The organism is Microbacterium murale (assembly GCF_030815955.1).
Taxonomy (GTDB): domain Bacteria; phylum Actinomycetota; class Actinomycetes; order Actinomycetales; family Microbacteriaceae; genus Microbacterium; species Microbacterium murale_A.
The window spans coordinates 1,112,891-1,131,903 of the sequence record NZ_JAUSXK010000001.1; the positions used below are offsets into that span (position 1 = coordinate 1,112,891).

A 19,013-nucleotide genomic window follows, 5' to 3' on the forward strand; every position below is an offset into this window, starting at 1 on the left:
CTCGATTCAAACGGCGAGCAGCTCAGCCGGCGTCGGTCACGCCTTCGTACAGCCCGATCGCGTTGCCATCGGGATCGGTGATCACCGCCCACCAACTCGTCTCGCTGATCTGCTGCTTCCCCATCGCGAGCGTCGCCCCCGCTTCCACAGCCGCCGCCACGGTGTCGTCGATCGAATCGACCTCCACGTACGAGCGCGGCTGCGAGAAGTCCGCGCTGCGCGGCGCGAGCCCTCCCCCGCTGATCTTGTTCGGCGCCTGCCACATCGGATAGTCCTCGAACCCGGGGACCTCCGCGATCTCCCAGCCGAACAGCCCGGAGTAGAAGGCCTTCGCCCGCTCCATGTCGCCGACCGGAATGTCGATGTGCGTGATGTCTCCGTGTGCCATTTCGGGATCCTCTCTTACACGTCATCCGGGCCCGTGCGAGCACCGGCCCGGCCAGTCTCGTCCGCCAGACCCACGACTTCAAGGGCTTCCACGAAGTGTTCACCGGGCGATGCGAGAACCTGGTCTCCGGATACAGCCGCCGCCGGCTCGCCGAGCTTCACGACCACCACGCCGATGAGCACGAGAGCCGCCCCGACGCCCTGCAGCAGGTTCGGCAGCTGACCCAGCAGCAGCCATCCGAACAGCAGTGCTGCCACGACCTCGGCGAGCGCGATGAAAGACGCCAACCGCGAACCGAGCAGGCGAGTGGAGGCGATGCCGAGCACGTATGCCAGCGCCGTGGCGATGATGCCGATCGCGAGCACTGGCACGAACCACGGCACCGTCCCGAACCGGTAGGTGACATCGTCCGTGTTCCAGGAGACGGGGATGATCCCGATGAGCCCGGCCAGCGTCAGGCCGACCGCACCGACGAAGAGGCCTGCACCGGCGAGCACGAGCGGCGGAAGCCCCGTGTCGCTCTTGGCGGACAGGATGAAGTACGCCGCCGCTCCGACCATCGCGCCGAACGCCCAGAGCACTCCACCGACGTCGACGATGCGGCCCGAGAGCACGTCGAGCATGAGCACGAGTCCGGCGAAGGCGATCAGCGCGCCCAGGATGCTGCGGCCCGTGGGCTTCTCGCCCCGTCGCATCCACAGCCACAGCACGACGGCGATCGGCGCCGTGTACTCGATGAGCAACGCGAGCCCGACATCCATCACAGCGACCGCCTGGAAGTAGAACAGCTGCGTGGCCGTCACTGCGAGCAGCCCGTATGCGGCGATGATCCCTGCGTTCCGGAGCAGTAGCCGCCACCGACCACGCAGGGCGATCACGGTGGGAATGAGCAGCACGAGCGCGGCCACCCAGATCCGAACGGTGACCGCCGCACCAGGGGTCCACCCGGCGTCGATCAACCCACGTGCCCACGCGCCGGACATGCCGAAAGCGAAGGCCGCGCCGATCGCGAGCGGGAGTCCGATCCGCAAGCCGGAGCGCGTACGACTGTCATCTGCCAAAGTGGTCATGATCGATGACACTATCCACGACACATGTAAGGTGTCAATATGCTTTTCACAGATGACACGGTCGAAGCGCTGCGCGCCGCGGTCCACCTCGTCAACACTGCGGAGGAACCGGAGACCCTCGCCACTCCAGAAGACTTCGAAGGCTTCCTCGAGGCGTTCCCCTACACGGGCCGCATCGACCGCGACAGCGACGAGCTGTCGACCCTCCGCGCGCTGCGTCCGCGACTGCGCGGGATGCTGCTCGCGCCACGCGCCGACATGGTCGCCGGCATCAACGACGCACTGCGTGACGTGACATTCGACGCGCACGTCGTGCGTCACGACGAGGCGGACTGGCATCTGCATGCGGTCGCCGATGACCGCCCACTCGCCGAGCGCATCCTTGCCGAGACGGCCATGGCACTCCTCGACGTGGTGCGGGCCGACGAAGGCAGTCGGCTCGCAGTGTGCGCCGACGAGGATTGCGAGGGGATCGTCCTGGACCTCTCCCGCAATCGGTCGCGCCGTTACTGCTCGACCGCCTGCACGAACCGCAACGCTGTGGCCGCCTACCGCGCACGACAGCGGTGATCCCGAAGGCGCCGTCTACTGACGGCGGTACCCGGCGTGGTCAGGGTTGTCCTTGAGCGCCCAGCCGTCGCCGTCCGCGACGACGAGGTTCTTCATACCGCCCGCATCGGCGATCACGGCATAGTCCTGCCCCGCGTCCGCGGCGTAGCAGAACAGCGTGACGAACGGCTCGTCCCCCACGTTCACGCTGCGATGGATCCAGTGACCCGGCACGTTCACGGCCTGGCCCGGTGAGAGCTCGACGGCCGAAGCCTGTCCGTCGAGCGTCTCCAGCAGCATGACACCGCGACCACTCAGGCAGTAGTACAGCTCAGCCCGATCAGCGACCGCGTGCAGGTGCCCTCGCGTCACGGCGAACTCCTCGCCGTAACGACCGGGCAGCAGGGTGCTCGTGCCGACGATCAGCGCGCCAGGGCCCTCCTGGTACCGATGGTCGTCGACCCAGTAGACCAATTCGTCCGCGCCGTGCTCGCCGACGGCATCCTGCCAGGCTCTCTCGTCGCGGTACACACCGTCCATGTCACCCAGATACTTCTCGTAGCGTCGGGACCGCCCTTCGACACCGCCCTGCGGCGAGATCTCAAGCAGGGTGGGTATGTCCACGACCGATGGGGTGCTCACGATGATCTCCTACGACTTGTAACTACAGGACCTGTAATTACAGGTATACTCCAAAACAGCACGTTCAGGAAACCGCAACCAACGAAGCAGGCACGAACTGTGATCATCGCGCACGACCTCGGCACCACAGGCAACAAGGCCTCACTGCATCACAACGACGGGCGCCTGGTCGCGTCGACGACGGCGCGCTACCCCGCACACTTCGCCGCGGGCGGTGTCGCCGAGCAAGACCCGCAGGACTGGTGGGATGCCGTCGCCTCGGCGACCCGCGAACTCCTCGCCCGCACGGGGACCGCGCCGGCCGACGTGCAGGGGCTCGTCGTGAGCGGACAGATGATGGGCGCCGTGCTGCTCGACGGGGAGGGCGTTCCCGTGCGACCCGCGATCATCTGGGCAGACACACGTGCGGGCGCCCAGCAGTACGAGCTCGAGCAATCGCTCGGCGCAGCGCATGCCTACCGGGTGCTCGGCCACCGTCTCAACCCGACCTACTCGATAGAGAAGGTCATGTGGGTGCGCGACAACGAACCCGACGTGTGGTCGCGCGTGCGCCGCTTCTGCATCGCCAAGGACTACATCGTCCTCGGTCTCACCGGGCGCCTGGCGACCGATCGCTCCGACGCCTCCGGCACGAACGCCTACGACCAGCAGACCGGCGAGTGGTCCGATGAGGTGCTCGCAGCGTCCCGCCTCGATCGATCGCTGTTCCCGGAGATCCTCGATTCGACGGCGGTCGCGGGCTCGCTGACGGATGCCGCGGCATCTGCCCTGGGATTGCACACCGGCGTGCGCGTGGTGATGGGCGGCGGCGACGGTCCGATGGCCGCCGTCGGATCAGGCATCGTCGCACCGGAGGACGGCGCGTACGTGTGCCTCGGCACCTCCGCGTGGATCTCCTTCGCCTCGAACGCTCCCCTGCTCGACAAGGGGATGCGCACCTTCACCTTCGACAACGTCGTGCCGAACAGCTACGTGCCCACCGCGACGATGCAGGCCGGCGGCGCCTCGATCCAGTGGATCAGCGAAGCGCTCTCCCCCGACCCTCGGCATCCCGACACGGCCCGACTCACCACTGAGGCCGGCGGTGACCTCGATGCCGAGGACCTCTACTTCCTGCCCTATCTGCTCGGTGAACGCTCGCCCATGTGGGACCCGAACGCCCGTGGCGCCTTCGTCGGCATCGGCCGCCATCACACCCGCCAGCATCTGATGCGCGCGGTGCTGGAGAGCCTCGGCTACAGCCTGCTCAGCAGCATCCACGCCTTCCGCGAGTCTGGTGCGGCGATCGACCGGATCGACGCCGTGGGTGGCGGCGCGCAGAGCGATGCACTGCTGCAGATCCTCGCCGATGTGTGGGGCATGCCGGTACGGCGGCGCACCATAGTCGAAGAGGCGAACAGCCTCGGTGCGGCCGTCACCGGTGCGGTCGGGCTCGGCCTGGCCGAGTTCTCCGCAGCGCGCGACCTGAGCGAGGTGACGGCGGAGTTCACCCCGGATGCCGATCGCCACAGCGTGCACGCGGCGCGGCACGCGCGCTTCACCGGCGCCTACGACGCCCTGGCCCCCTGGTTCGCGGCAGGGCCTGCACAGTCCGGGGGCCGTTCGGACACAGGTCGGACCCTTTCGCCGAATACGTCCGACAACCGTGCAAACGGCCCCCAGAGTGTCGCCGCGACGGATGGCGCTGACCCGAGCGATGCCGGCTGATGGGCATCATCCTCGCCACCAGCCGCTCCTTCTCGGACGGCGACCTCGATCTCATCGCACGCGCGGCGGAGGCAGGGCACCGGATCGTCCGCGGCCCTGCGCACCACGACCTGCTGGAGCTTGCCCCTCTGCTCGCGAGGGCGGATGCCTGGATCGCAGGCACCGGCCCGGTCAACGTCGCCCACCTCGCCGCCGCTCCGAACCTCAAGGTGCTCGCCCGATACGGCGTCGGCACCGAGGCTGTGGACCTCGAAGCTGCCGAGGCCCGCGGCATCCAGGTCACGAACACGCCTGGGGCCAATGCCGATGCTGTCGCCGACCATGCCATCGGCCTCATGCTCGCCGCACTCCGCTTCATCCCCGACGGCGACCGCCGCGTGCGCCAGGGCGACTGGGGTGTGCGCCGCGGACGCGAACTCGGAGCGGCGACGGTCGGGATCGTGGGCTTCGGCCGGATCGGACAGGGCGTCGCGAAGCGCCTTGGCGGTTTCGGCCCGCGCGTCATCGCCGCCGACCCGTTCCTCGCCGAGCACCGCATCCGCGATCTCGGTGCCGCGCCGGTCGAGCTCGACGAGCTGTTCGCATCCGCCGACGTCATCACCCTGCATGCACCGGGCGGGCAGCGGATCGTCGATGCGGCTCGGCTCGACAGCATCGGGCCCGGCACGATCATCGTCAACACCGCCCGCCCCGATCTCGTGGACGAAGCCGCCGTCGCGAAGGCGCTCGCGGACGGACGCCTCTCGGGCTACGCGGCCGACACACTCGACGGCGACACCGCGGCATCCGCCAGCCCGCTGCTCGCCGACGATCTCGCCGACCGCGTGATCGTGACTCCGCACCTGGGCGCGCAGACCACCCAGGCTGTCGACAACATGGGTTCGATGTCGCTCGACGACGTACTCGCGATCCTCGCCGGGCGGTATCCGGTCCACCCCGTCACACGCTGAAAGGCCTCGCATGACCGCACCTTCCTCCGACTACATGGGCTTCGTCGGCGTCACCACCGGCTCGTCGTCGATCATGCAGGTCTTCCCGCGCTGGGCGGACATCCTCGGCCTGCCGACGCGCACTCTCGTCGGACACGATCTGCCGATGGATGCCACGCCCGAGCAGTACCTCGCCCTCGTCGAGCAGATCCGCGACGACCCGCATCACCGCGGCGCCCTGGTCACGACGCACAAGATGAACCTGTACGCCGCGGCATCCCGCCTCTTCGACGAGCTCGACCCGTTCGCGGTCTCGTGCTCGGAGATCTCCAGCATCGCCAAGCGCGACTCGCGACTGTCGGGCAGGGCGAAGGATCCGATCACGGTCGACCTGGCGCTGAGCGACTTCCTGCCCGCCGACCACTTCACCTCGACGGGCGCCGAAGTCGTCATCCTCGGCGCCGGCGGCTCCGGCACCGCGCTGAGCTGGGCCCTTTCCGAGCGGGCGGATGCTCCGTCGCGCGTGGTCGTGACGGCGCGCGACGACGAGAAGCTCGAACACCTGCGCGAGGTGCATCTCCAGCACGGAACCCGCGACGGGCTCATCTCCTACGTGCGCACGGATGCTCCGGAAGACGCCGCCGCGATCGTCACGGCTGCGCCATCAGGATCGCTGATCGTCAACGCCACGGGACTCGGCAAGGACAGGCCGGGCTCTCCCCTGCCGGATGACGTCGTCTTCCCCGAAGGCGCATATGTCTGGGAGTTCAACTACCGGGGCTCGCTGGAGTTCCTGCACCAGGCGCGCGCGCAGGAGAGCTCGCGGGGCCCGCAGGTGATCGATGGGTGGCGATACTTCATCCACGGATGGTCTCAGGTCATCGCCGACGTGTTCGAACTCGAGCTGACATCCGAGGTCGTCGAACAGCTCGCCGAGGCCGCCGAATTCGCGCGACGATGAGTGCTGCAGCGTTGACTCAACGCGCCGTCCGCACCGTCCTCGGCGACATCGACCCGGCGCAGCTCGGGGCGACGAACTACCACGAGCACCTTTTCCAGGTGACTCCGCTGCTGTCGGGCGATGAGCTCGACGACGAAGCCGCGTCCGGCGCGGAGGCCGCTCTGCTGCAGGGCAGCGGGTTCGCCGCCATGGTGGATGCCACGCCCTTCGGTCTCGGTCGCGACCCCGAGGCCCTTGCGCGCATCAGCGCTTCTGCCGGACTGCACGTCATCGCCACGACCGGGCGGCACCGCGAGGCGCACTACGGCGACGAGCATCCGACGCAGGTCTGGACCGCCGAGCAGCTCGCAGAACTCTTCATCGCCGACGTCACCATTGGAATGGCCGCAGACGACGCCGAGATCTTCGAGAGCCCTGATGTGCGGACCGCGCGCACTGCGACCGGATCCCCCGTGCGCGCCGGGCTGCTCAAGGGCGGCATCGACTACTGGCGGATCAGCCCGTTCGAACGGACGACGCTCGAGGCACTGGCCGCGGCGCACCGCGCCACCCACGCACCGCTCATGGTGCACCTGGAGTTCTGCACGGCGGCGCACGAAGTACTCGACCTGCTCGTGGCCGACGGCGTGGCATCCGATCGCGTCGTACTCGCGCACGCCGACCGGGATCCGGATGCCGGTCTGCACGCCTCCCTCGCTGAACGCGGCGCGTATCTCGGCTATGACGGATTCGCCCGCCCCCGCACGCGCAGCGACGCCGAGCTGCTGGCGCTGACCGCCGCAGTCGTCGAACAGGGCAGCGGCGATCGCATCCTGCTCGGCGGAGACGTCGCCCGCCGCACCCGCTACGTCTCCTACGGTGGCATGCCTGGCCTCGCCTACCTCGGCGAGCGGTACATCCCGCGGCTGCGGTCGCTCGTCGGCGACGAGGTCGTGGACCGGATGCTGGTCGCCAATCCGGCCCGGTTGCTCACCCTGGCATGACTCCGAGGGCGCTGCGCCGCACACTTGCAGGGTGAATGCACGGATGCAGGGCGAAACGCCGTGGTCTGCCCCTGCATACGTACGATCACCCTGCATCCGTGCACCGGATGCGTCTGCCGGAACATGGAAACGGCCCCTCGCCCGAAGACGAGGGGCCGAAGCCGACCGATCAGATCACTCGTAGAGGACCGCGGCGATGTCCGGGTCTTCCATGTTCGTGGCGTCGTACCAGTACGAGCCGGTGTCGTAGAACTCCTCGACGGCGTCGCCGTTGGCTGCGTCGTACGCGGCCTGGACGACCTGCTCGCCGATGCCGATCGGGTCCTGTGTGATGGCGCCGGCCATGGTGCCGTTCTTGATGGCTTCGAGCTGTGCCGAACCGGAATCGAATCCGACGATGGTGAGCTTGCCCTTCTCGAGGCCGAGCTCGCCGACGGCGTTCACGACGCCGATGGCCGAGCCCTCGTTCGTGCCGTAGATGCCCTTAAGGTCGGGGTACGCCGCGATCATGGCCTTGGCGATGTCAGCCGACTTCAGGTGGTCGCCGTCGCCGTACTGGATGTCGACGATCTCGATGTTCGGGTAGTCCGCCTCGATCTTCTCGACGAAACCGTCGCGGCGCTCTACACCGGTCGAGTTGATCTGCGAGTGGCCGACGATGGCGACTTCGCCCTCGCCGCCGATCAGCTCCGCCATGTGCTCTGCGGCCAGGGCTCCGGCGACCTTGCCGTCGGTCGCGGAGAGGCTCAGGCCCACGTCGCCGTTGCACGGGGCGTCGAAGTAGACGACAGGGATGTCCTTCGACTTCGCCTGCTCGAGCGGGGCGACGCACGCCTCGGGGTCGAGCGCGGCGTAGGCGATGGCATCCGGGTTCTTGTCGATCGCCGTGGTCAGCATCTCGAGCTGCTGGGCGATCTCGGTCTCGGCGGCGGGACCTTCGAAGGTGATCTTGACGCCGAGCTCTTCTGCCTTCTGCTCCGCACCCTTCTTCACTGCCTGCCAGAACTGATGCTGGAAACCCTTCGAGACGAGAGCGATGTACATCTCGCCGTCGTTACTGCCGCCGCCGTCGGTGCCGCCCTCTTCGATGATGTCGCCGCCGCCTGCGCAGCCCGCCATCACGAGTGCGGATGCGGCCATGAGTGCCGCGAATGCGGTCTTCTTGCCAAATCGCATGGAAACTCCATTGTTCGGTGATCACTGATTTGTTCTGTGGATGCCGGCCTGTCGGTCGGCGCTGTGGTGGATCGGGAAGGAAGGATCAGGTTCGCTGGCGGTTGCGCAGCGAGTCGAGGAAGACCGCCAGCAGCACGACGACGCCGACGACGATGTTGCGCCACTCGGTCTGGATCGACAGGATGCTGAGACCGTTGACGAGCACGCTCATGATGAGAGCACCGATCACCGTGCCGATGATCGAGCCGCGACCGCCGAGCAGCGAGGTGCCGCCGATGATCACGGCGGCGATCGCCTGCAGTTCGTATCCGGTGCCGATCTGAGGCTGCGCCGAGTCGAGACGTGACGCGATGACCACTCCGGCGATCCCGGTGAAAGCCCCGGCGAACATGTAGACGAAGATCGTCCAGCGACGGGTGTTCACACCCGACAGCCGGGTGGCCTCCTCGTTCGAGCCGATCGCGAACGTGTACCGGCCGAGCAGCGTCTTCGACAGCACCAGGAACGCGATGATCGCGAGCACGGCGGTGATCAGAACGGCGTTCGGGATTCCGGGGATGATCGCCCCGAGCGCGATCCGTTTGAAGTCAGGTGCGGACGTCGAGAAGTAGATCGGGGCGACACCGGAGATAACCAGGGCGAGACCGCCGGCGATCATCATCATCGCGAGCGTGGCGATGAACGGGGGCAACCGCAGGAACGTCACGTTGACGCCATTGACCAACCCCATCAGCACACCGGTGGCGATGCCGCCGATCACACCGACCCAGACCGGCAGACCCATGTTCGTGATGAACACACCCGTCATCACAGAGCACAGCGCCATACCGGTTCCCAGTGACAGGTCGATGCCGCCCGTGATGATGACGAACGTCGTGCCGAGGGCGAGGATGCCGATGACCGCCGTCGACAGCAGCACGGAGGCGATGTTGCTGAACGTGAAGAAGTTCGGACTCGCGAGCGAGAAGAAGATCAGCAGCACGACCAGGGTGCCGAAGGCCAGGGACTGCTGCACCTGCCGCTTGAGGAACGCACGCGTGTCGCGCTTGTCCGTGTTCTCGTTCACTGCCTGCTGGATGACGGTCGTCGTCGATCCGGACTGTTCTGGGGTGCTCATCAGTCTTCCTCCCCATGGGCTGCGAGTTGCATGATCTTCTCCTGGCTGGCTTCTTCGTTGCGGAGCGTTCCGGTGATCCGGCCGTTCGCGAACACGGCGATGCGATTCGCGACGCGGAGGATCTCCGGGAGCTCCGATGAGATGACGATGATCGACTTCCCGGCATCCGCCAGCTGCTGCATGAGCCGGTAGATCTCTTCCTTCGCGCCGACGTCGATGCCGCGGGTCGGCTCGTCGAAGATGAGGATCTCACAGTCGCGCATGAGCCATTTGGCGATGACGACCTTCTGCTGATTCCCACCCGAGAGCAGCTTGACGACCTGATTGACCGACGGGGTCTTCACCCGCAACTGCTGCACGTACTCCTTCGTGCGCTGCTTCGCCTTGCTGTCGCCCATCCATCCGATGCCATTGGCGTACGAGTCGAGCGAGGCCAGGACGGTGTTGAAAGTGACGCTCTGCTCGAGCATGAGACCGAGGCGCTTGCGGTCTTCCGAGAGGTAGCCGACGCCGAGGCACACGGCGTCGGCGGGCTGGTTGATCCTGGCGGCGCGGCCATCGACCTGGATGGCTCCACCGTCCCGCGGGTCGGCACCGATGATGGCGCGGGCTGTCTCGGTGCGCCCCGCGCCCATGAGCCCCGCGAACCCGAGGATCTCACCCTTGTGGAGCTGGAAGGTGACGTCCTTCAGCAGCGACTTCGTCGTGAGGCCCTGCACGTCGAGCACGACGGGATCACTGAGATGCTCACGTGCCTTCGGACGGGTTCCCTCGTCGATCACGCGTCCGACCATCATCTCGATGATCTTCGGGACGCTGATCTCACTCTTCTCCAGTGATCCGATGTATCGCCCGTCTCGCAGCACTGAGACACGGTCGGCGAGACGACGCAGTTCATCCATGCGGTGGGAGATGTAGACGATCCCGGTGCCGCTGGCTCTCAGTTGTTCGATGAGGACGAACAGCGTCTCCACCTCGCTGTCGGTGAGGGCGGAGGTCGGCTCATCCATGATGAGCACCTTCGCGTTGAACGAGAGCGCCTTGGCGATCTCGACCATCTGCTGCTCGGCGACGGTCAGCTCACCGACCAGCTGGCGCGGATTGAGGTCGATGCCCAATCGGCTCAGCAGCTCGGCGGTCTGCTTGTTGAGCCTGCGCTCCGACAGCAGGAGCGCAGACGTGGGCTCGCGGCCGATGTAGATGTTCTGCGCAACGGTGAGGTCGGGCATCAGGTTGAGTTCCTGATGGATGATCGTGATGCCGAGATGCTGCGCCTGCAGAGGGCTGGTGAGTTCGACTTCCTGACCTTCGAAGGTGATCGTGCCCTCGTCACGCGCGTAGATCCCAGACAGGATCTTCATGAGCGTCGATTTGCCCGCACCGTTCTCACCCACGAGAACGAGCACCTCGCCGGCGTGCACTTCGAGGTGCACATCCTGAAGGGCCTGAACCCCGGGGAAGCCTTTGCTGATTCCTTCGACCCTGAGGATGGGATCACTCATGTACTCACCTGCTTCCTTGAAGGTCGTGTACCGATTCCGTTCGAATGGAAACCATTCAAACATCGGGTCAATTCTGTACCAGCGTGATCTCTGATGCAAGTTGTATCTAAATGTACCTACTGGAGTCCTGCCATGCTAGACCTGTAATAACAACTTTGTCACGGATGCGCACGAACGCGCAGAGAGAAGGACGCACATGCTCATCGGCGCGCACGGCTTGGTCTTCACGGGAACCTTCGACGAGTCGGGCCTGCGGCGGGCGATCGAGGGCACGAAGAACGCCGGCTTCGACCTGATCGAGATCCCTCTGATGGACGCTTCGTCGTTCGACTCCGAGCTGGCCGGGCGGATGCTGCGCGACAACGACCTCGCCGTGACGGCGTCTCTCGGCCTGACGCCGGCGACCGACCTCACGAGCGAGGACCCAGCGGTCGTCGCCTCCGGAGTCGTGATGCTGGAGCGCTGCCTGGATCACGTCGCGGCGATGGGCGGCGACGTGCTGTGCGGCGTCATCTACTCGGCGATGGGCAAGTACATGGCGCCGGCGACGGAGAAGGGGCTCACGAACAGCCAGGCCGCGATCTCCGAGTTGGCGGCGAAGGCGGCGGCGCGCGGCATCCGCCTCTCCCTCGAGGTCGTCAACCGCTACGAATCGAACGCATTCAACACCGGCCGCGGCGCGCTCGGGTTCCTCGACGGCGTGACCGGGGATGTCAGCGTGCACCTGGACACTTACCACATGAACATCGAGGAATCGGACTTCTTCCAGCCGGTGCACGACGTCGCCGCGGCCGGCAAGCTCGGCTACGTGCACATCGGCGACAGCCACCGCGGTTACCTCGGCACAGGCACGGTCGATTTCGCGACGTTCTTCCGCGCACTGCACGACGTCGAATACGACGGCCCGGTCGTGTTCGAGTCGTTCTCGTCAGCCGTGGTCAGCGCCGAGCTGAGCAACACCCTCGGGATCTGGCGCAATCTCTGGCAGGACTCCGATGATCTCGCCGCTCACGCCAACCGCTTCATCCGTGATGGGCTGCACGCCGTCGGCACGATCGACCTGCATTGAATCCCTATGCGGAGGCGTGACCGACCACGCCCTTGCGCAACAGCGCGTTGCCGTACTTGCGCGTCTCACCGGTGCGCACCATGAGGTAGGCCGGCGCCGCGACTTCGTAATACGCGAAGCGCTCCACGAACCGCGTGGTCTCCACTGTGGTGCCCGCCGCGTCCATGAGTTCGCGCTGCACATCGAGCACCTCGCCGTCTGCGGATTCCATGAGATCCAGACCTGGCGCATCATCCAGCGGGATCACGGTGCGGATCGCGGCGAGCACCTCGGGCGTCGTCGTACCCGGCAGGTCGATCACGCGCTCCCCCAGCCCCCACGCCGGGAAGTGCGCGTCAGCGATCACGACGGCGTCCGAATGCCCCATCCGATCGAGGTGCAGCAGCAGCTCGCCGGAGAGCAGCGGGTTGATTCCTTCGAGCATTCTTCGTCCTCGCGTTCGGTCTCGGGTATCAGGCGGGGATGAGGCCGTCGGCGACGAGCTCGGCCCAGAACTCGTCGGGGATCGCGAGAGAGGCGAGCTCGGCGTTCTGTCGCACCTGCTCGGGGCGTGAACTGCCCAGTACGACCGATCGCGTCGCGGCCTCGCGAAGCGGGAACTGGATGGCGGCCGCCGGAAGCGGCACATCATGCGCGCGGCATACAGCGACGATGCGCTGCAGCCTGGCCCAGATCTCATCCGGCACACCGCCGTATTCATAGCGGCTGTCGCGCGTCGGCTCGGCCTTCGCGAGCAGGCCGGAGTTGAACACGGATGCCGCGACCACACCGGTGCCGCGCTCATGGCACGCCGGAAGCACGTCGACTGCGGCCGGCTGCTCGAGCAGTGTGTAGCGGCCGGCGATCATGATGATGTCGAGGTCGGCCTCACGCACCGAGCGCGCGAGAGCATCGGATGCCATCGATCCGATGCCGATCGACTGCACGCCGCCCTCGGCGCGCACCGCTTCGAGGGCCGGGAAGGCTTCAGCGAGCGCGAGATCGAGGTCGTTGCGCTCCGGATCGTGCAGGAACACGAGATCGATCCGGTCGAGACCCATCCGCTCGCGTGATTCTTCGAGGGACGTGCGGATGCCGGTATCCGAGAAGTCCCACACCCGCTGCAGGTCATCCGGCACGAAGAAGTCGTGGGCCGTGTCGAGACCGTCGTCGAAGTCGGGGTTGGGCCGCAGCAGCCGTCCGGCCTTGGTCGAGACCACGAACTCGTCACGGGGCTTGGTCTGCAGGAACGCGCCGAGGCGCTTCTCCGACAGACCGAGACCGTAGTGCGGCGCGGTGTCGTAGTAGCGGACGCCGCTCTCCCACGCCGCCTCCAGCACGGCCCATGCCTCGTCATCCGAGAGTTCGCGGAAGAGGTTTCCGACGTTCGCTGCTCCGTATCCGAGCGCCGGCAGCTGCAGCTCAACCGATGACATGCTCGCCCTTCCAGGTGTACTTCTCGATGGTCTCCGCCTTCATCTCCATGCTGGCACCGGGAGCGGTCGGCGCCATGTACGAGCCGCCCTTGATGTCGGTCGGCACGACGAAATGTTCGTGCAGGTGATCGACGAACTCGATGAGTCGGCCCTCGCGGGTGCCGGTCACTGCGACGAAGTCGAACATCGACAAGTGCTGCACCGCCTCGCACAGTCCCACGCCGCCGGCGTGCGGGCACACCGGAACGCCGAACTTGGCGGCGAGCAGCAGGTTCGCGATGTTCTCGTTCACTCCGGCGACGCGCACGGCGTCGATCTGCATGACCTCGATGGCGTTCGCCTGCAGCAGCTGTTTGAAGATCATCCGGTTCTGCGCATGCTCGCCCGTCGCGACGCGGATCGGTGCGATCCCGCGGGCGATCTCGGCGTGGCCGAGGATGTCGTCGGGGCTCGTGGGCTCTTCGACCCAGGCCGGGTTGAACTCGGCAAGCGCGTTCACCCACTCGATCGCCTCGGACACCTCCCAACGCTGGTTGGCGTCGATCGCGATCGGGAAGTCGGGACCGACCACCTCTCTCGCCTTGCGGAACCGGCGGATGTCATCGTCGAGGTCGGCACCGACCTTGAGCTTGATCTGCGTGAAGCCGTCGGCGAGAGCCTCACGGGCGAGGCGCTCGAGCTTCTCGTCGGAGTAGCCGAGCCATCCGGGGCTCGTGGTGTATCCCGGGTAGCCCGAGGCGAGCAGTTCGGCCTCGCGCTCTTCTCTTCCGGCGACCCCGGCTCGGAAGATCTCCAGCGCATCCTCTGGAGTGAGCGCGTTGGTGAGGTAGCGGAAGTCGACGAGCGAGACGAGCTCCTCTGGCGTCATCCTGGCGAGCAGCTGCCACAGCGGCAGGCCCGCACGCTTGGCCTTGATGTCCCAGAGGGCGTTGATCACGGCGCCGATGGCCATGTGCATCACGCCCTTCTCAGGGCCCAGCCAGCGCAGCTGGGAGTCGCCGATGATGTCGCGGAAGGTGCTGCCCATGTCCTCCAGCAGGGCCTCGAGCTCACGCCCGACAAGATGCCCGGCGAGCGCATCGATCGCCGCGACCTGCACGTCGTTTCCTCGGCCGATCGTGAACACGAAGGCGTGCCCTTCGATGCCGTCCTCGGCATCCGTGCGGATCACCGCGTACGCCGCCGAGTAATCAGGATCGGGGTTCATCGCATCCGAGCCGTCGAGGCTCAGCGATGTGGGAAAGCGGATATCGGTGGTGTCGAGTGCCACGATGCGGCTCACGGGATTCCTCTCCTCGCGCAGCACGAGTATTCTGCACGGATCTCTTGGAGTGTAAACATCGGATGTCTATACTGTCAATCAGACGTGCCGTCAGTCGGCGGCTCCCCGATGAGGTAGGAGAACCATGAAGTTCGCGCGGCTTGGCGCCCCTGGATCCGAGATTCCCGTCCTGGTCGACGGTGATCGACACTTCGACCTCCGGTCGGTGACATCCGATGTCAACGGAGACTTTCTCTCCGGCGACTTCCGAGCGCGCGTGGCTGCCGCACGCGCCGCCGGCGAGCTCCCCGAACTCGAAGGCGCCGCCGACCTCCGCATCGGTGCACCGATCGCGCGACCCAGCGCCGTCATCTGCATCGGCATGAATTACGCCGCGCATGCAGCGGAGTCGGGTTCCGAGCCTCCGAAGATCCCCATCATCTTCCTGAAGACCCCGAACACCGTGGTCGGGCCGAACGACGACGTGACGATCCCCCGCGGCAGCGAGAAGACCGACTGGGAGGTCGAACTCGGCATCGTGATCGGCGCACGAGCGGCCTATCTCGATTCGCCCGAGGAAGCCGAGGCTCACATCGCCGGATATGTCGTCGCGAACGACGTCTCCGAGCGCGCCTTCCAGATCGAAGTCTCCGGTGGACAGTGGTCCAAGGGCAAGATCGCGCCCGGGTTCAACCCGACCGGCCCCTGGCTGGTGACCCCGGATGAGGTCGACGTGGACGACCTCATCCTGAAGAGCTTCGTGAACGGCGAACCGCGCCAGGACTCGAACACCTCCGACATGATCTTCGACGTGCGCACCATCGTGCACCACCTCTCGCAGTACGTGACGCTCGAGCCGGGCGATCTCATCCTCACCGGCACCCCTCAGGGCGTCGCACTGTCCGGCAAGTACCCGTATCTGAAGGCCGGCGACGTCGTCGAGATCTCCATCGACGGCCTCGGCAGTCAGCGGCAGAACTTCGTGGCATGGGAGGCATCCCGATGAGCACGCCACTGGAGGGACTCGTCGCGATCGTGACCGGCGGAGCTTCCGGCATCGGCGCGGCGATAGCCGCTCGGCTGCATGCAGACGGCGCCCAGGTCGCAGTGCTCGATCGGGACATGTCCGGTGCAGACGAGCGTTTCGCCGCGTTCACCGCAGACATCTCGGACCGGGCGAGTGTGGATGCCGCGATCGCCGCCGTCGCGGAGCAATTCGGCCGCATCGACATCGTCGTGAACAACGCGGGCATCGGCGCTGTCGGCGACATCAGCGCGAACGACGACGACGAGTGGGCGCGTGTGCTCTCGGTGAACGTCACCGGCATCGCGCGCGTGACCTCGGCAGCACTCCCGTGGCTGCGGCAGTCGCCCGCCGCGGCGGTGTGCAACACGGCATCCATCGCCTCCTCGACCGGCCTGCCGCAGCGTGCCCTCTACACGGCGTCGAAGGGTGCCGTGTCCGCGCTCACCCGCGCCATGGCGGCCGACCATCTCCGTGAAGGCATCCGCGTCAACGCCGTGAATCCCGGCACCGCCGACACCCCATGGGTCGGCCGCCTGCTCGGCCAGGCCGCAGATCCTGGCGCCGAGCGCGCGGCGCTCGAGGCGCGTCAGCCGCACGGGCGCCTGGTCTCGCCCGACGAGGTCGCCGCAGCGGTGGCGTATCTGGTCGGCCCGTCCGCGGCTTCCACGACCGGCACGTTCATCGAGGTGGACGGCGGCATGGCGCAGCTGCGCCTGCGCACGGAGTAGCGCTGCAGCGGTCGCCCCTCGTGCCGACGCCCCCTCTCGCCGCCGACGCCCCCTCTCGCCGCCGACGCCCCCTGTGTCGACGCACGCTGGAGGGGGCTTCGACGTCCAGAGGTCGCCTCGACGAAAGCGCCCGGATCAGACCCGGTAGAAGCCCTCGGCGTTGCGCCACATGATCGCGTCGACATCCAGACCGCGTGCGGTCGCCCAGGATGCCACGGCATCCGTCCATACGCCGATCGCACCGGCATCCAGCGAGACGCCATCCCCACCGTTCCAGCCGGATGCCGTGACCGCCGACACCGGCCAGTCGCTGCCGACCATCAGCCGATCCGGTCCGAACGCGTTCAGCGCGACGTCGAAGAACGGCTCCAACTGCTCGGCGCTCCACGAGCCACCGGCCTCTGCAGGCAGGCCCGAGAGCTTGCAGAACACCTGCGGGTGCGCGGCGATCTCCGCGATCGCATCCGTCCAGTCCGACGTGGGCGGCAATGGCGCCTCGGCCGTTCCTACCGCGGGCTTGCCGAGATGATCGAGCACGATTCGAAGCTCCGGCAGAGCCGCAGCGAGTGCCCCGACATCGCGTAGTTGCGCCGTTCCCCGCACGCACGCGTCGAAAGCCAGGTCCCGTTCGACCAGCGCCTCCGCGCCTGCGCGGAATGCCGACCTCCCGGCGAACCCCTCAGGCTCGCCCTGCAGCAGGTGCCGGACTCCCACGACCAGCGTCCGCTCCCCCTCGGTGTCAAGGGAGCCGGTCGCGGCATCCAGATACGCGACGGTCGCGTCGCCACGATCCAGTCGCGCCCCGGCGACGATCCCGCGCACCCCCAGCTGCTCGGCGAGCGAGGCCACCCAGTCGATCTCGTCGAGATACTGCTCCTCGACGCAATCGGCCTGCACGAAGACGAAACCGCGCTCGCCGTCGCCAGCACCGACGGCGTCCACGATCTCATCCGCGGCGAACCGCGCCAGCAGCGGACCGGCCAGCCACGGGTAGTCCAGAAGCGATGGATCCCACAGGTGCAGATGTGAATCGAGAACGCGCATGGCACCATCCTGCCCCAGACATCCGATCAATCGCTAGGATGACGATCATGGCTGTCACCGACGAGGCGATCGAGAAGATCAAGGCGATGATCGTGTCCGGCGAGCTGTCGCCGGGAGACCGACTTCCACCGGAGAAGGAGCTCTCCGAACGCCTCGGGCTCTCACGCAACTCCATGCGCGAGGCGGTGAAGGCGCTCGAGGTCATCCGCGTGCTAGACGTGCGCCGCGGCGACGGCACCTATGTCACCAGCCTCGAACCGCACCTGCTGCTCGAGGCGATCTCGTTCGTGGCCGATATGCACGACGACGATTCGCTGCTCGAGATCTTCGCGGTCAGGCGCATGCTGGAATCCCAGGCCACCGGGATCGCCGCCACACTCGGCACCGCGGAGGCGATCGAAGCACTGCACGCGGAGTTGGACGGGATCGACTCCGACGTCTCCGTGGATGCCCTCGTCGAGCACGACATCCGATTCCACCGCGATATCGTCCGCATGGCGGGCAACACCTATCTCGCCAGTCTCATCGAGAGCCTCAGCGGCCAGACCGTGCGCGCGCGCATCTGGCGGGGGCTCACTGAGCAGGGCGCTGTGGAGCGGACACTGTCGGAGCACCGCGGCATCGCCGAGGCGATCGCGCAGCACGATCCGAACCTCGCGACGTCGCTGGCCACCGCGCACATCGCTGGCATCGAGCGCTGGTTGCGCCAGGCGGCGGCCGTCACCGAGGCGTAGTGCCCGAGCGTCCGAATCAGGCCCCGATGCGGCCCATCGCGGCGTCGAACTCCACCGCCGAGCTGTCACTCACCGGGTGCAGCAGCATCTGATCCAGCACGTCCGGCGCGGCCGTGAAGTACGGCACGCCGGCCAGCCGCAGCGACACGATGTCGTCCGCCGACCGCAGACTCGCGGCGAGCACGTTCGTCGCGCTTCCGGCGCACACGGCCTGCATCTCGGAGATCAGAGCGTCGCCGTCGACTCCGGCATCCCTCAGCCGGCCGAGGTACGGCGCGATGTACGTCGCACCGATGCTCGCCGCGGCGAGCGCCTGAGCGACCGAGTACACGGCCGTGATGAGCACGGTCGCGCCATCGGACACGAGAGCGGATGCCACGGCGAATCCCTCGGCGGTCGCCGGCACTTTCACGACCACTCGATCGCCGACCGCGCGAAGCGTCTCGGCGTTGCGCAGCAGCTCCTCACGAGTGGCGCCCCAGGTCTGGAAGAAGATCTCCCTCGCGCCCTCCGACTCCCACCGTTCGTACAACGAGGGGATCTCGGCCGCCGCACGACCGCCGCGCTCGAGGATCGTGGGGTTGGTGGTCACGCCATGCACCACCCGCGCCGCCAGCAGCCGCGAGACCCGCCCGGTGTCTGCGCTGTCGACGTACAGGCGCGGGGCGATGGCGTTGGCAGACATGGGATCGACTCCTTGGGGCGAACCTG

The 19,013-nt window shown here is 67.0% G+C and carries 20 protein-coding genes; 9 read left to right on the top strand and 11 right to left on the bottom strand.

Translation table 11 applies throughout. From position 1 onward, the window contains the following. Positions 1–22: 22 nt before the first annotated feature. On the bottom strand, positions 23–388 hold the full coding sequence (locus tag QFZ46_RS05450) for a VOC family protein (RefSeq protein ID WP_307359125.1): 366 nt from the start codon (positions 386–388) through the stop codon (positions 23–25). Between the two features lie 14 nt (positions 389–402). Next, positions 403–1,458 (bottom strand): EamA family transporter, encoded by a 1,056-nt coding sequence (locus QFZ46_RS05455; RefSeq protein WP_307359127.1) that lies wholly within the window; start codon positions 1,456–1,458, stop codon positions 403–405. Between the two features lie 39 nt (positions 1,459–1,497). On the opposite strand from QFZ46_RS05455, the gene QFZ46_RS05460 reads away from it, so the two are divergent. Beyond that, complete coding sequence (locus tag QFZ46_RS05460) at positions 1,498–2,028, top strand: CGNR zinc finger domain-containing protein (RefSeq protein ID WP_307359130.1); 531 nt, start codon at positions 1,498–1,500, stop codon at positions 2,026–2,028. Between the two features lie 15 nt (positions 2,029–2,043). Here QFZ46_RS05460 and QFZ46_RS05465 read toward each other — a convergent pair whose 3' ends face one another. Beyond that, complete coding sequence (locus tag QFZ46_RS05465; RefSeq protein WP_307359132.1) at positions 2,044–2,649, bottom strand: glucose-6-phosphate isomerase family protein; 606 nt, start codon at positions 2,647–2,649, stop codon at positions 2,044–2,046. A gap of 99 nt (positions 2,650–2,748) precedes the next feature. Here QFZ46_RS05465 and xylB point away from each other — a divergent pair, with 99 nt between their 5' ends. From xylB to QFZ46_RS05485, 4 genes are read left to right on the top strand one after another with little or no spacing between them, the layout of a single operon-like run. After that, on the top strand, positions 2,749–4,356 hold the full coding sequence (xylB, locus tag QFZ46_RS05470; protein WP_307359134.1) for a xylulokinase: 1,608 nt from the start codon (positions 2,749–2,751) through the stop codon (positions 4,354–4,356). Continuing rightward, on the top strand, positions 4,356–5,306 hold the full coding sequence (locus tag QFZ46_RS05475) for an NAD(P)-dependent oxidoreductase (protein ID WP_307359136.1): 951 nt from the start codon (positions 4,356–4,358) through the stop codon (positions 5,304–5,306). The genes xylB and QFZ46_RS05475 overlap by 1 nt, the downstream gene beginning before the upstream one ends. Positions 5,307–5,316: 10 nt before the next feature. Further along, on the top strand, positions 5,317–6,246 hold the full coding sequence (locus tag QFZ46_RS05480; RefSeq protein ID WP_307359138.1) for a shikimate dehydrogenase family protein: 930 nt from the start codon (positions 5,317–5,319) through the stop codon (positions 6,244–6,246). Further along, complete coding sequence (locus tag QFZ46_RS05485; protein WP_307359140.1) at positions 6,243–7,229, top strand: phosphotriesterase family protein; 987 nt, start codon at positions 6,243–6,245, stop codon at positions 7,227–7,229. Before QFZ46_RS05480 ends, QFZ46_RS05485 begins: the two co-directional genes overlap by 4 nt. 174 nt (positions 7,230–7,403) lie before the next feature. Here the strand turns inward: QFZ46_RS05485 and QFZ46_RS05490 are convergent, their stop codons facing one another. The 3 genes from QFZ46_RS05490 to QFZ46_RS05500 form a co-directional block, all read right to left on the bottom strand. Then, the gene (locus tag QFZ46_RS05490; RefSeq protein ID WP_307359143.1) at positions 7,404–8,405 is read right to left on the bottom strand and encodes an ABC transporter substrate-binding protein; all 1,002 of its coding nucleotides are present in this window, start codon (positions 8,403–8,405) and stop codon (positions 7,404–7,406) included. A gap of 85 nt (positions 8,406–8,490) precedes the next feature. Next, entirely contained in the window at positions 8,491–9,522 is a 1,032-nt protein-coding gene (locus QFZ46_RS05495) for an ABC transporter permease (RefSeq protein ID WP_307359145.1), read from the bottom strand. Next, the gene (locus QFZ46_RS05500) at positions 9,522–11,024 is read right to left on the bottom strand and encodes a sugar ABC transporter ATP-binding protein (RefSeq protein WP_307359148.1); all 1,503 of its coding nucleotides are present in this window, start codon (positions 11,022–11,024) and stop codon (positions 9,522–9,524) included. The genes QFZ46_RS05495 and QFZ46_RS05500 overlap by 1 nt, the downstream gene beginning before the upstream one ends. A gap of 196 nt (positions 11,025–11,220) precedes the next feature. On the opposite strand from QFZ46_RS05500, the gene QFZ46_RS05505 reads away from it, so the two are divergent. Further along, a complete protein-coding gene (locus QFZ46_RS05505; RefSeq protein ID WP_307359149.1) occupies positions 11,221–12,093 on the top strand; it encodes a sugar phosphate isomerase/epimerase family protein in 873 nt (290 codons plus the stop codon). A gap of 4 nt (positions 12,094–12,097) precedes the next feature. On the opposite strand, the gene QFZ46_RS05510 is transcribed toward QFZ46_RS05505, so the two are convergent. Genes QFZ46_RS05510 through QFZ46_RS05520 form a run of 3 tightly spaced genes read right to left on the bottom strand, consistent with a single transcriptional unit; the run spans position 12,098 to position 14,790 of the window. Continuing rightward, positions 12,098–12,517, bottom strand: a complete 420-nt coding sequence (locus QFZ46_RS05510) for an RbsD/FucU family protein (protein ID WP_307359150.1) — start codon at positions 12,515–12,517, stop codon at positions 12,098–12,100. Positions 12,518–12,545: 28 nt separating this feature from the next. Continuing rightward, positions 12,546–13,508 carry an aldo/keto reductase gene (locus QFZ46_RS05515; protein WP_307359153.1) on the bottom strand — a complete coding sequence of 321 codons (963 nt, stop codon included), beginning with the start codon at positions 13,506–13,508 and terminating at the stop codon, positions 12,546–12,548. Next, positions 13,495–14,790 (bottom strand): L-fuconate dehydratase, encoded by a 1,296-nt coding sequence (locus QFZ46_RS05520; protein ID WP_307359155.1) that lies wholly within the window; start codon positions 14,788–14,790, stop codon positions 13,495–13,497. The genes QFZ46_RS05515 and QFZ46_RS05520 overlap by 14 nt, the downstream gene beginning before the upstream one ends. A gap of 124 nt (positions 14,791–14,914) precedes the next feature. On the opposite strand from QFZ46_RS05520, the gene QFZ46_RS05525 reads away from it, so the two are divergent. Together QFZ46_RS05525 and QFZ46_RS05530 are read left to right on the top strand one after the other, a co-directional pair. Then, positions 14,915–15,775 (top strand): fumarylacetoacetate hydrolase family protein, encoded by an 861-nt coding sequence (locus QFZ46_RS05525; RefSeq protein WP_307359158.1) that lies wholly within the window; start codon positions 14,915–14,917, stop codon positions 15,773–15,775. Continuing rightward, a complete protein-coding gene (locus tag QFZ46_RS05530) occupies positions 15,772–16,524 on the top strand; it encodes an SDR family NAD(P)-dependent oxidoreductase (RefSeq protein WP_307359161.1) in 753 nt (250 codons plus the stop codon). The genes QFZ46_RS05525 and QFZ46_RS05530 overlap by 4 nt, the downstream gene beginning before the upstream one ends. Before the next feature lie 135 nt (positions 16,525–16,659). Here the strand turns inward: QFZ46_RS05530 and QFZ46_RS05535 are convergent, their stop codons facing one another. Then, the gene (locus tag QFZ46_RS05535) at positions 16,660–17,568 is read right to left on the bottom strand and encodes an amidohydrolase family protein (protein WP_307359163.1); all 909 of its coding nucleotides are present in this window, start codon (positions 17,566–17,568) and stop codon (positions 16,660–16,662) included. A 47-nt stretch (positions 17,569–17,615) separates the two neighbouring features. Between QFZ46_RS05535 and QFZ46_RS05540 the strand changes: the two genes are divergently transcribed. Then, positions 17,616–18,302 (top strand): FadR/GntR family transcriptional regulator, encoded by a 687-nt coding sequence (locus QFZ46_RS05540; RefSeq protein WP_307359165.1) that lies wholly within the window; start codon positions 17,616–17,618, stop codon positions 18,300–18,302. A gap of 16 nt (positions 18,303–18,318) precedes the next feature. Here the strand turns inward: QFZ46_RS05540 and QFZ46_RS05545 are convergent, their stop codons facing one another. Further along, positions 18,319–18,987: a transaldolase family protein gene (locus tag QFZ46_RS05545; RefSeq protein ID WP_307359167.1), complete on the bottom strand. Its 669-nt coding sequence runs from the start codon at positions 18,985–18,987 to the stop codon at positions 18,319–18,321. Positions 18,988–19,013 lie beyond the last annotated feature (26 nt).